The following is a 14,476-nucleotide window of genomic DNA, read 5'->3' on the forward strand; positions in this document are numbered from 1 at the left end:
ATAATGATATAAAAGATACGTTGCAAAATCAGTATAAAAAAAACACATGAATATATACAGGAGGATGAGAAATGATATACGAGGAAAAGACAATCGAAACCATACCCGTTGGGCCGCTGGGATTGATTCCCCTGAAAAGCTGCGATGAGCTGGGAGAGAAAGTAAATCAGTATTTGATTGCATGGAGACATGAAAGAGAAAGTGAGCATAAATCCACGATTGCTTTTGCCGGATATCAGAGAGATTCCTATATTATACAGGCTCAGACTCCTAGATTCGGTTCAGGAGAGGGCAAAGGCTCTATTGAAGAATCTGTCCGGGGAGACGATTTATATTTCATGGTAGATGTATGTAATTACAGCCTCACATACTCTCTTTGCGGAATTGTAAATCACATGTCTCCTGACGACCATTTTCAGGATTTAAAAAGAGTAATTGCAGCTGCGGCAGGAAAGGCCCGCAGGATCAATGTAATTATGCCGTTTTTATACGAAAGCAGACAGCACAAGCGTTCCGGCAGAGAGTCTTTAGACTGTGCGTCCGCTCTTCAGGAGCTGACCAGCATGGGAGTGGAGAACATTATTACGTTTGACGCCCACGATCCCAGAGTGCAGAATGCCATTCCGTTAAAGGGATTTGAGACAGTGCAGCCTATTTATCAGTTCATTAAATACCTTCTGAAAGAAGAGACTGATCTGGACATTGACAGCGATCACATGATGGTAATCAGCCCTGATGAAGGCGGCATGAAAAGAGCGATTTATTTTGCTAATGTGCTGGGACTGGATATGGGTATGTTCTACAAGCGCCGCGATTATACAACAGTTGTAGACGGACGCAATCCTATTGTGGCGCACGAGTTTTTAGGCACAGACGTAGAGGGCAAGGACGTGCTTATTATTGACGATATGATATCTTCAGGGGAAAGTATGCTGGATGTAGCTAAGGAGCTGAAGAGAAGAAAAGCCAGAAAAGTATTTATCTGCGCAACCTTCGGCTTGTTTACAAACGGTCTGAATAAGTTCGACGAGTACTACAGAAACGGCCTGATTGACAGGATTCTTACTACAAACCTGGTTTACCAGACTCCGGAGCTGCTGTCCAGACCTTACTATATTAATGTAGATATGAGCAAGTATATTGCATTAATAATAGATAACTTAAACCACGATGCATCTTTAAGTGATTTACTGAATCCTACAAAGAGAATTAACCGTTTGTTAGATGCATATAGAAAAAACAGAGAATAATGTAGCCAGGCCTGTTAAGGGACTATATAAAAACGCCGGGATCGCTGATAATCCGCCTCTTTTTCTTAGAAGGAGGCAGAAGACAGTTTTCCGGCGTTTTGTTTGTTTTTCCCTGGGGAAATATCATTGATTTTATACAGAGGTTTGATATATAATTTTCACAGGAAGAAATAAGGGAGACAGCAGAAGATGATAGATGAAAATTACATAAAAGAGCTGTTGCATACAATGGAGTTTAAGCTGCAAAACGGAACAGCCAACATTTATGAAAAGGTATACTATTTTTCAGAAACAGAAAGATATGTTCTGAAGGTGGATTTTGATAAAAAAGAGATTTTATATAATGAAGACAATCAGGGAATAAAGGTGCATCATAAGTCTGCCTCCCAATTTTCAAGAAAGGACAGGGCTGAAGTATTTGTTGTATTAGAGTGTATAGACAGACTGCTGACAATCGGATACAGGCCCAATGATATAGAGCTGGAAAAGTCCTGGCCTTCAGGCGACAATACGTCAGGACGGCTGGATATTTTAATCAGAAAAAATCAAACTCCTTATATGATGATTGAATGTAAAACATATGGGGAGAAGTATGAAAAGGCAAAGAAAAATACTTTAAGCGCTAATGCAAACGGAGAATCTAAAGGACAGCTGTTTAATTATTATGCGGAAGAGAAAGAGACAGAAATTATCAGTTTATATGCCTCTAAACTGATAAATGGAGAAATAAAAAGACAGTATGCAATGATACCTGTAGAGGAAAAGTGGAGAACTCTCCCTAATAAGAAAGAGCTGTTTCAAAGCTGGAATAAAGAGTTTCAGGAAAAAGGAATTTTTGAAGAAGGAATAAAGCCATATCAGGCCATAGAAAAGGTGAAAACCAGAGGAAAACTGGAGATTTTGACTAATGAAACCAGCAGCGCAATTTTTAACCAGTTTTTAGAGATTTTAAGACACAATGCTGTTTCTGACAAGTCTAACGCATTTAATAAAGTTTTAAATCTATTTATCTGTAAAATTATGGATGAGGATAAAAACGAAAATGAGGAGCTGCAGTTTGTCTGGGACAGCCAGTCTGATTCACTTACTATACTGTCAAATCTTTTGGATCTGTATAAAAAGGGAATGAAAAAGTTTTTAAATATTGATATTACAGGCTCTTCCAAAGAGGACTTAGATAAAGATTTTGCTGCCCTGGACGACAGAATCAGGGAGGATTTTTGGTCCTGGTCGCAAAAAAACAAACTGTATACCAATTCAGAATTTGCTTTTAAGGATACATATAATGAAGAAGCATTTGAGGATAATGCCAAGGTTTTAAAGGAAATTGTTAATCTTCTTGGGAAATATCAGTTTCGATATGGCCACAAACAGCAATTTTTGGGAAACTTTTTTGAGCAGCTGCTGAATACAAGTATTAAACAGGAATCAGGCCAGTTTTTTACCCCGGTACCTATTGCCAGATTTATGATATCCTCCCTGCCTTTAGAGGAGGTTATTGACAAAAATCTGAAGGAAAACGCCAGGGAGATTCTGCCTGTTGTAGTAGACTACGCCTGCGGTTCCGGACATTTCATTACAGAATATATGGATATTGTTCAGGACATAGTGAACAGTTACGATACCTCTAATTTAAGCCCTACAGATAGAAATAAAATTATAAGGTGGAAGCAGTCAGGAGACAATACTCAGGCTCAAGGGGACTTTGAGTGGGCAGCCAGGTGTGTTTATGGAATCGAAAAGGATTACCGCCTTGTTAAGACTGCAAAGGTCAGCACATTTTTAAATGGGGACGGAGATTCTAATATTATCTGCGCAGATGGACTTGACAAATTTCAATCGTCTAAATATATTGGCCATCTTCATTCTAATACCAGCAGTAATAATAACTTTAACGTTGTGGTGGCCAATCCGCCTTATTCTGTGTCCTCATTCAGACAAACTTTGACGGCCGAAAAAGAGGATTTTGAACTGTATGATTATTTAACGGCCAACAGTTCTGAAATTGAGTGTTTATTTGTAGAGAGAACAGCTCAGCTTTTAAAGGACGGCGGCCTGGGAGCGATTATTCTGCCCTCCTCCGTGTTGTCCAACACAGGAAGTATATATGAAAAAACAAGGGAGATTATTCTGAAAAGCTTTCACATTCGTGCCATAGCTAATATGGGGCCAAATACATTTATGGCTACAGGCTCCAACACAATTATTTTGTTTTTGGAACGGCGCGTAGATGGAGACTATAAGCGGATTTGTAAGCTGGTGACTCAGTTTTTCCAAAACTTTTTAGATTTTTCCTATGATAATACAAGTAAAGTAGTGCAGAGATATATTGACCAGGCATTTGAAAATGTAACGTTTGAGGACTATATTTCCTTTTTAAAACAAAAGCCTGGAGAAAGCTTTGCCTCCTCCGACTATTATTTGGAGCTGAAAAAGGCCTTTTATCAGTCTAAAGTATATAAAGATATACAAAAGAAAAAAGTATCAAAAGATTATACAGAGGAAGACAGAAAAAAAGAGCTCCATGTTTTATTTTATAAGACAGTATCTGAAAACGAAAAAAATAAGCTGATTAGTTTTCTGCTTACATTTAAGAAAACTACAATAGTAGTGAAAACAGGAGAAAAGCAGGAGGAAAAAGCATTTTTGGGGTATGAATTTTCTAATCGGAGAGGGCAGGAGGGAATTCATTATTCTACTAATGAAAATGGCAATATCAGCTCCGCCTTATATGATGATGAAAACTTATATGAAAACAAAAATAAAGTAAATTATTATATTAGAAAAGCTTTTTCCGATGAAATCCTGGAAATTCCGGAAAGTCTTCAATCTAATGTAAGATATATGAAAACAAGCCGCCTTCTGCCTTTAGACAGCGCTGTATTTTCAAATGTTATTTCTGTAGCCCCCACTAATCGGATTGTTGTAGAAGGCAGTTATCCGTTAGAGTTTTTGAAAAATATGTGTTATCTGCAGAAAGGAACCTCTATATCCTCAAAAGATATTGAAGAAGGCAGTATTCCTGTAGTGGCAGGAGGCAGGGCGCCGGCTTACTATAATAACAGCAGCAACCGGGATGGCAATATTATTACAGTCAGCGCCTCCGGGGCCAGCGCAGGTTATGTAGGATATTGGGATACGCCGATTTTTGCTTCCGACTGCACGACTATTAAGTCTAAAGATGAGGAAAAAATTTTAACGGCATACGTATATTATGTTCTGAAGGACAACCAGGATGCAGTTTATACCTTGCAGAAGGGGCAGGGACAGCCTCACGTATATCCAGATGATCTGGGAATGATACGTATTCCTCTTCCCTCTGTTGAAAAACAGAAAAGTATTATTGAGCAATATAGGAAAATAGATGAGGTAGCAGACAGCAAGAGAAAGATCATAGAGAAAAAGCAGAGTGACATTCACAGGATTATTCAAAATGTGTACGGCTCTGCTCCTCAGGTAAAAATGGAAACCTTAGGGGAAATATCCAGAGGCGCTTCCCCCAGACCTATTAAAAAATATTTGACTGCAGCTGCAAACGGAGTTAACTGGATTAAAATTGGAGATATTAGTCCGGAAGATAGATATGTGAAAAAGACCAGAGAAAAAATCACTGAAGAAGGGGCAAAGAAGTCAGTACGAGTTTATAAAGGCGATTTTATTTTATCTAACTCAATGAGCTATGGAAGGCCGTATATTGTAGACATAGAAGGCTGCATCCATGACGGATGGCTGCTTATAAGAAATTTAAAGGATAATATTTTAAGAGATTATTTATATTATGTACTGCTTTCCCCTGCCGTTCAAAGCCAGTTTGCAGAAAAGGCAGGGGCCGGCACTACAGTCAGCAATTTAAATATCAGCCGGGTAAAATCTGTAAAAATTCCGCTGCCGGAAATCAGTGAACAGCAGAAGATTTTAAAGGAAATCTATTCTTACGCAGAGGAAATTGATAAGCTGAAGGAAGAAATAGAAGATTTAAAAAAACAGAGAAAGCAGATATTGAAGCAGTATTTGTAAATGAGGCGCTGTAAATTTTGAACATTACATTTCACAGGAAATTCACGATTTTTACACAAGGTTTTAAAAAAGAAGGGTTATAGTTCCATATGCACATTTTAAATTATAAAAACTAAGGGCAGAAAGGAAACCTATATGAAAATCAAGAAAATTTCAGTGTGGATTTGTATAGCAGCTATGACGGCTTCCCTGGCGGCAGGCTGCGGAAAGAAAACATTAGAGTCTTCTGAAGTTAAAGATTCCCAGGAAACAGACACAGTTTCCGGGGATGTGGAAACTTCTCAGACTGTACAGGTAACAGATATAAATGGAACTGCGATTACAGCGGAAAACGGAGCGCTGGAAAGTCAGAATATGCCTGAAGCGCCTGCTGACCAGGCTCCTTGGGGAGGAAAACCAGATACTCCTCCGGCTGGCGGGGCACCTCAAAATAATGACGGAAAACCAGCCCCCGGCGGAGTGGCTCCAGGCCCTGGCAGTCTGATTTTCATAGGAACAGGGGAAAGCATTACATTTGAAATCACTGATTCCACCATAATTACTGTTGAATTTTTACAGGGAAGCCAGGAGGGAACCAGCGATAATATTTTAGTTGGAAGTGTGCTGGAGATCACTTTGGACGATGAGAACCAGGCCAGGGAGATTACTGTTAAAAACCTAAATGCAGGCGGGGGATTTGGCGGCAGCTCTGAAGTAACTAATGGTACATCCGCCAATACCATAGAAGAGGATTCTGTTGAAGAGGGAACAAGTTATACTTCCAATGGAGATGATGAAAATGCTCTCCGTATAGATGGCGCGAAGGTCTCATTAGAAAATATTACAGTTGAGAAAACAGGAGGAAATTCTTCTAATACAGAAAATGGGGATTTCTATGGACAGAATGCTGGTCTTTTAGCCCTAAACGGGGCCAGTGTAACTGTCAGCAATGCAACTGTCAATACCGATGCAGTTAACGGCAATGGGGTTTTCAGCTATGGCGAGGGCACTGCAGTAACTATTTCAGATTCTGTAATCCGGACTGCTAAAAATAATTCTGGTGGGATTCAGACAACAGGGGGAGGAGCTATGTATGCATCTAATCTGGATGTGGAAACTCAGGGCAACTCTGCCGCGGCAATCCGAAGTGACCGGGGAGGCGGCACAGTCCAAGTGTCTGGAGGCTCCTACGTGACCAATGGAACTGGAAGCCCTGCAATTTATTGTACTGCAGACATTACAGTTTCCAATGCTGAACTGACAGCTAATGCCAGTGAAGGCGTTGTTGTGGAAGGAAAGAATTCAGTGTCTTTGAAGGGCTGTAATATGACGGCAAGTATGGAAAACACATACAATGGAGATTCTGAAGAAAATATTCACGCCATTATGATTTATCAAAGTATGTCCGGCGATGCGCAGTTGGGAGAGGCTAACTTTTCGGCGGAGGACGGAAGTATTACCGCCAAAAAAGGAGATATGTTTTATGTTACTAACACAGACTGCACCATCAGCTTGAAAAATGTGGCTTTTACTCTTGCCAATGATATTTTCCTGCGGGTGGAAGGCAACTCTTCCTCTAGAGGCTGGGGGACTAAAGGAGCAAATGGCGGGGATGTGGCGCTTAACGTTGATTCCCAGAGCATAGATGGAAATATTCTGGTGGATGATATTTCCAGCCTGGACTTCCAGATGAGCAATAACAGCGTTTTTACAGGCTCTATTAATCCAGATGGGGACGAGGGAACAGTAAATATAGTTTTAGACGAAACCTCCTCCTGGATTCTTACAGGGGACAGCTATATTACCAGCTTCAACGGAGATACCTCTAATATAACTGCAAATGGATATCATTTGTATGTAAATGGAGAGGAGATTCTTTAAATGAAAACATAAAATTTTCCTGCCGGCATAATTAGCTGCCGGCAGGAAAATTTTTATACAGGAACTATTTATATATTCACTTTATGGTAGGAGATTCCCATTTCATCTAACAGATGAAGCTCTCTTTTGTGACAGGTGAAAATAATAATCTGGCCGTCATATGTGTGAGCCAGCCACTTTAAGGCAGTTTTTAACCTGTCCTCGTCATATTGAGTGAAACTGTCGTCAAAAATCAGGGGAAGAGGTTCTCCGTCCCTTTGCATAAGTTTGGCTACAGCCAGGCGCAGAGCCAGATAAATCTGGTCCATGGTGCCGCTGGAAACATATTCTACAGGCACCAGCTTTGTCCTAGTGTTCATAAAAATATTCAGGTTCTCGTCTACGCTCATGCTGTTGTAAATGCCTCCTGTAATACTGCAGATTAAATCAGAGGCAGTTTTGTTTAAAAGCAGGCCAAAGGAAGCACGTATAGAGGTGGAAACCTCAGTCATAGTTTCTAATGCCAGGTCAATGGCCGTAATTTCTTCTCTGAGATGGTCGTTTTCCAGAATTACATGCTGGAGGGCGGCCGCCTGATCCTTACAGGCCGCCAAACGTTCCAGCTTCTTTTCCAGCTCCCACTGAGTCCGCTGCTGTTTTTCAATAATTTCACTGCAGGATTCCTGTTTTTTCTGAAGCTGAGCAATTTCCTGAGACTGTACCTCCAAAGTTTCCTCTGACTTTATAAGGGCCCCACTTAATCTTTTAAATTCCTCCATACGGCCTTCTAAGGCAGTTAATGCCTCCTGAGAAATAGAGCTGTCCCCTAGATGGCGAGAAAAAATCTCCTTTATCAGCTCGCTGCTTAATTCCAGCTCCCTGTGGTACCGCTTGTCCTTTAAAATAAGAAAAATTCCTGTAAAAACAAAGAACAAAGCCAAACATACAGAAAAAAGCTGTAATGCAGGCTGTGAAAATGAAAAAGTCTCAGGCAGCTTCAGGCCGTTGCATAAGAAAAACAGCAGAAGGCAGGCTGCGGCCCCTAAAAATGACAGAAAGGAACAAACCTTTCTGATTTTTTTACCGCAGGCTTTTTTCGCCGATTCATATTCACTGTAAACCCTTCTGGCATTTCCTATATAAGTCTCAATGGAAGCTTGATCTGTAAACTGATTGTTAGATAAAATCTGCTTGCCTCTGGCAATTTTTTGAAGCAGTTCCTCCCGCTCCTCCTGCTTTTTATCCAGCTCTGCCTTTACCTGGCGCTTCATGGTCTGGTAGGAGGTCAGCTGATTTTCAAAGTCAGGGGAGGCAATTTCCTGCTCAATTCCCCTGATTTCCCCTAAAAGAGCAGTGTAGTTTTTGGCGGCGGCAGGTACAATCTGATTTTCCAGATTCTTTCGCTTAGTCTTTAAAAAAGCGGCGGCTCTTGTAATATTCAAAGCCATATTTCCAGATGTATTCAAGTTGGCAATATAATTTTTCAGCTCAGACGCCATATTGGAGTCAGTGGCGCTTTTTAACTGGCCAATACTGATGGTATTGTTGTAGGAGGTTTCTGTTAATCCGTTAAGAATCTGGTCAAAAAATGCCTTGTCAGCCTTTTCCTCCCGTCCCATAGTTTCATTAATAATGTGAAGCTCCTTAGAGCTTTTGTTAAAATTCCGCTCGATTCTGTAAATAAAACCATTACTTTCTACACGCATAAAGCCTTGATAACCAGAACTTTTGTCCCAGGGCTCATATTTGGTGTAAACATCATTTTTAGAAACTCGTCCCCGTCCTCTTTCAATGCCAAAAAGCATACCTCGAATAAAGGTATGAAGTGTAGACTTACCGGCTTCATTGCTGCCGTACACCACATTCAGCCCATTTTGGAAAGAGATAGATTTATTATGGAATTTTCCAAAACCGGTAATATGTAAATCCAGTAATTTCATAGCTAACTCCTCTCATCCATAGTGTGCAACAGGGCGTTGATGCCGTAATGTAAAGCCTTTTTCTCCACCGGGCTCATATCCTCCTTCTGCAAGGCCTGAATATAAAAGCCGATCATATCGCTGGGATGCTCTGCAAATAAAGCGCTGAAATCATACTGAGGCTCTGTTTCATCAATTACCTCAATAATCTTTAAGCGGGTTTCCAGCGATTGCAGGTCAAAGATAATCTCAGGATCACGCATACCTCTGATGCGGAACCGGTAAATGTGCTCTAAGCCTCTTCTCTGAATTTCCCGTCCAATGCGCTGAGAAAGCTCTGTGTTGCTGGTTTCCGGGGTCACGTCAATTACAAGGGAAATATATTGGGCCTGAGCCATAGGCACAAATTCCAGACTGGTCAGCTTTCTGGAAGAGAAATTAATTTCGCCAAAAAGCATACCGTGAGGCCCGCTTTCAGTTTTATCTAATGGCTCTAAGGAACCTGGATAGGCCATCTGAGTGCCGCCTATAATTTCAGGCTTGTGAATATGGCCAAGGGCAATGTAGGAAAAACCGCTGGCAGCCAGATTATTCTTATCAAAAGGCAGATGCTTAGCGTCCCCGCCGTGGAGAAGCAGCACATTAATATGATTGTTTTCAGGGGCCGTAAGATCCAGCAGACGATTTTCCGTGATTTCCGGAGTGTGGTAGCTGAACCCAAAAACTTCTGTGTTAATATCCTCAAAATACACGGATTTCATGGTGTCTTCCATAAAAAAAGTAACGTTGGGAGCCCAGGAAAAGCTGAGGACAGCCGAGCTTTTTCGTATTCTGTCGTGATTACCGGCAATGATGCACACGTGAATGGCAGGAATTGTGGAAAAAAGATAATTGACCTCTTTTAAATCCTTAGCCAGGGGCTGACGGTGAAAAAGATCTCCGGAAATAAAAAGGCAGTCCACATCCCGTTCCCTGGCCTCCTTTACAACAGCGGCAAAGGTATCCCGAATAGCCTGAGCTCTTTCCCAGCTCCATGGCTTATCGCTGTCAGGGTTCATTCCCCAGTGCACATCAGCAATATGGATAAATTTCATAAAAACCTCCGTTTTCAATTAAAAACCTGCTGCATAGAAAAAATGAAGCTGCAGCAGAACCGGACATATTCCCTGTCCGTCTGCTGCAGCCCTATTATTGCCCCGGCGCGAGAGTCCGGGGAGCAGGACTCTTTAGGACTCGTTGTCATTACAGGTCGCAGTTATTTACAGTTCTTGGGAAGGGGAGAACGTCGCGGATATTAGACATACCAGTTAAATACATTACACAGCGCTCAAAGCCCAGGCCATAGCCTGCATGGCGTGTGGAACCATACTTTCTTAAATCCAGGTAGAATTTATAATCTTCTATATCCATTCCCAGCTCTTCCATACGGGCAGCCAGCTTATTGTAATCGTCCTCTCTCTGACTTCCTCCGATAATCTCTCCGATTCCCGGCACCAGACAGTCCATAGCGGCCACGGTCTTGTTGTCAGGGTTCATCTTCATGTAGAAAGCCTTAATCTCCTTTGGATAATCTGTTACAAATAAAGGCTTTTTATAAATCTGCTCTGTCAGATAACGCTCGTGCTCTGTCTGCAGGTCGCAGCCCCAAAATACCTTATAGTCAAACTGATCGTTATTTTTCTCTAAAATTTCAATGGCTTCTGTATAGGTAATATGGCCGAACTCAGAATTGAGAACGCCATTCAGTCTGTCTAAAAGGCCTTTGTCAACAAACTGGTTAAAGAAGTTCATTTCCTCCGGAGCATTTTCCAGCACAAAACGGATCACATATTTTAACATGCCCTCTGCCAGAATCATGTTGTCCTCCAGATCGGCAAAAGCCATTTCAGGCTCTATCATCCAGAACTCAGCCGCATGTCTTGTAGTGTTGGAATTCTCAGCGCGGAATGTTGGGCCAAAGGTGTAAACATTGCGGAAGGCCATAGCATAAGATTCAGCATTTAACTGCCCGCTTACAGTAAGGCTTGTCATTTTCCCGAAGAAATCCTGGCTGTAATCCACAGCTCCCTCGGAAGTCTTAGGCACATTGTTCAAATCTAAAGTAGTAACCTGGAACATTTCCCCTGCGCCCTCGCAGTCGCTTCCTGTAATTAAAGGAGTGTTAACATAAACAAACCCTTTTTCCTGGAAATACTGGTGAATCGCATAGGCAACCAGAGAGCGGATGCGGAATACGGCCTGGAATGTGTTTGTTCTGGGTCTCAGGTGAGAAATAGTTCTCAGGTATTCAAAGGAATGGCGTTTTTTCTGAAGAGGATAATCTGCAGAGGAGGAACCTTCTACAGTTACCTGTGCAGCCTGAATCTCAAAAGGCTGCTTTGCCTGAGGAGTAGCCACTAATGTGCCTTTTACAACAATAGCCGCTCCTACATTTAATTTAGAAATCTCCTGGAAATTTTCCAGTGTGTCATGGTAAACGATCTGGAGAGTCTCAAAAAATGTTCCGTCGTTTAAAACAATAAACCCAAAAGCCTTGGAATCGCGAAGACTGCGTATCCAGCCGCCTACCTGAATTTCCTGGTTCAGATATGCGTCCCGGTTTTTATATATGTCTTTTATAGTGATCAGGTTCATAAACATTCTCCTTTTTATATATTTAATTTTATATTGAAATACCAACCGCCAGGCGGCAAAGCATACTTAATAGGGATTATACTGTATTTCCCTGCATGATTCAAGGCTTTATAGGCAGAATCAGGAATCTTTTCTATATATAATGTGTGAAGATGCTGTTAAATAACCAGGTGAATTTACTGCTGAGAAAGGGCCTATTTAGCGGTTTAATTTGTTAAAGAACCCAATATATGGTGTTTAGTAAAAAATCTGAAAAATTTCTGGGAAATTTTGTTAAAAAATGTCGGAAATTGTACAAAAAACTTTGATTTTAAAATAAATATTTGTTCACTATTTCTAAAATGTGTGCTATAATACAACCATAACAAAATACAACAGCAAGAGGTGATAACGTGATTAAGAAAGAGATGATCGCCATGTTATTGGCGGGAGGACAAGGAAGTCGTCTTGGCGTGCTTACTCAGAAAGTGGCCAAGCCAGCAGTATCATTTGGGGGAAAATACCGTATTATCGACTTCCCTCTAAGCAACTGTATCAACTCAGGAGTAGATACAGTTGGTGTGTTGACTCAGTATCAGCCATTACGTTTGAACGCCCATATTGGGATTGGTATACCGTGGGATTTAGACCGCAATGTAGGTGGAGTTACAGTTTTGCCCCCTTATGAAAAAAGTAAAGGGAGTGATTGGTACACCGGTACGGCAAATGCCATTTATCAGAACCTGGAATACATGGAAACTTACAATCCAGATTACGTTCTGATTCTTTCCGGCGATCATATTTACAAAATGGATTACGAAGTGATGCTGGAATATCACAAGGCAAATAACGCTGACGTTACAATTGCAGCTATGCCTGTTCCCATTGAGGAGGCCAGCAGATTCGGTATTTTAATTACCGACGACAACAACAAGATTACAGAATTTGAGGAAAAACCAGCAAATCCAAGAAGCAATTTAGCTTCCATGGGTATTTACATATTCAGCTGGCCAGTACTTAGAGATGCTCTGATTAAGATGTCAGATGAACCCGGCTGTGATTTTGGTAAACACATTATTCCATACTGCTTTAGATCAGGACAGAGGATTTTTGCCTATGAGTATAACGGCTACTGGAAGGACGTTGGAACTCTTGGCTCCTATTGGGAAGCTAATATGGAATTAATTGATATTATTCCTGAGTTTAACCTCTATGAAGAATATTGGAGAATTTATACAAAGAGCGATATTATCCCTCCGCAGTACATCTCTTCCAAATCCAACATTGAAAAGAGTATTATTGGAGAGGGCAGCGAGATTTACGGTGAGATTATTAATTCCGTAATCGGCGCAGGCGTTACAGTCGGCGAAGGTGCTGTTGTAAAAGATTCCATTGTTATGCAGGGAAGTGTTATAGGTAAAGGCGCTGTTGTTGAGAAAGCAATTATTGCAGAAGACGTACAGATTGGCGAAAATGCCCACTTAGGTGTAGGAGAATACGCGCCCAGCAATTATGACAAAAAGGTATACCAGTTTGATTTAGTAACTGTAGGTGAACACACAGTGATTCCGGATAATGTTAAGATTGGAAAAAATACGGCAATTTCCGGCGTTACCACAGCAGAGGACTATCCTGATGGAGAACTGGCAAGCGGAGACTACATTATAAAGGCAGGTGGGGTACGATGAGAGCAATCGGTATTGTTTTAGCAGGCGGAAACAGTAAAAGAATGAGAGAATTGTCAAATAAAAGAGCGATTGCAGCTATGCCTGTAGCTGGAAGCTACCGCAGTATAGACTTTGCTCTTAGCAATATGACAAATTCACATATACAGAATGTAGCTGTGTTTACACAGTACAATTCCCGCTCACTGAACGAGCATTTAAGTTCTTCTAAGTGGTGGGATTTCGGAAGAAAGCAGGGCGGACTTTTAGTATTTACGCCTACCATCACATCTGAAAGCAGCGACTGGTACAGAGGTACGGCAGACGCCCTGTATCAGAACCTGGTATTTTTAAAGAACAGCCACGAGCCATATGTGGTGATTGCAGCCGGCGACGGTATTTATAAGCTGGATTACAATAAGGTGCTGGAGTACCATATTGAAAAGAAAGCAGATATTACAGTAGTTTGCAAGGACATGCAGGAGGATGAGGACGTTACCCGCTTTGGTATTGTAAAGACAAACGAGGACGGCCGCATTACAGAATTTGAGGAGAAGCCTATGATAGCCAGCTCCAATACAATTTCCTGCGGTATTTATGTAATCAGAAGACGTCAGCTGATTGAGCTGATCGAGCGCTGCGCGGCAGAGGACAGATATGATTTTGTAAGGGATATTTTAATCCGGTACAGAAATTTAAAGAGAATCTATGCATATAAGATGGACGGCTACTGGAGCAACATTGCTTCTGTAGAATCCTACTATAAGACCAATATGGACTTTTTAAATCCTGAGGTGAGAAACTACTTTTTTAAACAGTATCCGGATGTTTATACTAAGATTGACGATCTGCCTCCGGCAAAGTATAATCCGGGAGCTTCTGTGAAAAATAGTCTGATTGCCAGCGGCTGTATTTTAAACGGCACAGTTGAAAATTCTATTTTGTTTAAAAAGGCTTATATTGGAAATAACTGTGTAATTAAAAATTCTATTATTTTAAATGACGTTTATATTGGTGATAATACAGTAATTGAAAACTGTATTGTGGAAAGTAGGGATACTATCCGGGCTAACACAACGCATATTGGCGCGCCTGATAATATAAAGATCGTTATAGAAAAGAATGAAAGATATACACTGTGATCTGCCGTTTTATAAGAAGATGTGACAAGACA

General features: G+C 41.1%; 8 protein-coding genes. 5 read left to right on the forward strand and 3 right to left on the reverse strand.

Features of this window, described 5'->3' with window-relative positions; genetic code table 11:
- The first annotated feature begins 71 nt into the window (after window positions 1-71).
- From C1A07_RS09665 to C1A07_RS09675, 3 genes are all read left to right on the forward strand, one after another.
- Entirely contained in the window at window positions 72-1,250 is a 1,179-nt protein-coding gene (locus C1A07_RS09665; protein ID WP_101876928.1) for a ribose-phosphate pyrophosphokinase, read from the forward strand.
- A gap of 189 nt (window positions 1,251-1,439) precedes the next feature.
- Entirely contained in the window at window positions 1,440-5,267 is a 3,828-nt protein-coding gene (locus C1A07_RS09670; protein WP_101876929.1) for an N-6 DNA methylase, read from the forward strand.
- Between the two features lie 135 nt (window positions 5,268-5,402).
- Window positions 5,403-7,127 (forward strand): hypothetical protein, encoded by a 1,725-nt coding sequence (locus C1A07_RS09675; RefSeq protein WP_101876930.1) that lies wholly within the window; start codon window positions 5,403-5,405, stop codon window positions 7,125-7,127.
- Between the two features lie 68 nt (window positions 7,128-7,195).
- On the opposite strand, the gene C1A07_RS09680 is transcribed toward C1A07_RS09675, so the two are convergent.
- The 3 genes from C1A07_RS09680 to asnS all read right to left on the reverse strand — a co-directional run bounded on the left by C1A07_RS09680 (window position 7,196) and on the right by asnS (window position 11,659).
- On the reverse strand, window positions 7,196-9,046 hold the full coding sequence (locus tag C1A07_RS09680; RefSeq protein WP_101876931.1) for an ATP-binding protein: 1,851 nt from the start codon (window positions 9,044-9,046) through the stop codon (window positions 7,196-7,198).
- A 2-nt stretch (window positions 9,047-9,048) separates the two neighbouring features.
- A complete protein-coding gene (locus tag C1A07_RS09685) occupies window positions 9,049-10,119 on the reverse strand; it encodes a metallophosphoesterase family protein (RefSeq protein WP_101876932.1) in 1,071 nt (356 codons plus the stop codon).
- Between the two features lie 148 nt (window positions 10,120-10,267).
- Window positions 10,268-11,659 (reverse strand): asparagine--tRNA ligase, encoded by a 1,392-nt coding sequence (asnS, locus tag C1A07_RS09690; protein WP_101876933.1) that lies wholly within the window; start codon window positions 11,657-11,659, stop codon window positions 10,268-10,270.
- Between the two features lie 392 nt (window positions 11,660-12,051).
- Between asnS and C1A07_RS09695 the strand changes: the two genes are divergently transcribed.
- Window positions 12,052-13,326 carry a glucose-1-phosphate adenylyltransferase gene (locus C1A07_RS09695; RefSeq protein WP_101876934.1) on the forward strand — a complete coding sequence of 425 codons (1,275 nt, stop codon included), beginning with the start codon at window positions 12,052-12,054 and terminating at the stop codon, window positions 13,324-13,326.
- Window positions 13,323-14,444, forward strand: coding sequence for a glucose-1-phosphate adenylyltransferase subunit GlgD (glgD, locus tag C1A07_RS09700; protein ID WP_101876935.1), 1,122 nt, complete (start codon window positions 13,323-13,325; stop codon window positions 14,442-14,444). Before C1A07_RS09695 ends, glgD begins: the two co-directional genes overlap by 4 nt.
- Window positions 14,445-14,476 lie beyond the last annotated feature (32 nt).

Source organism: Lachnoclostridium edouardi, assembly GCF_900240245.1.
Lineage (GTDB): Bacteria > Bacillota > Clostridia > Lachnospirales > Lachnospiraceae > Lachnoclostridium_A > Lachnoclostridium_A edouardi.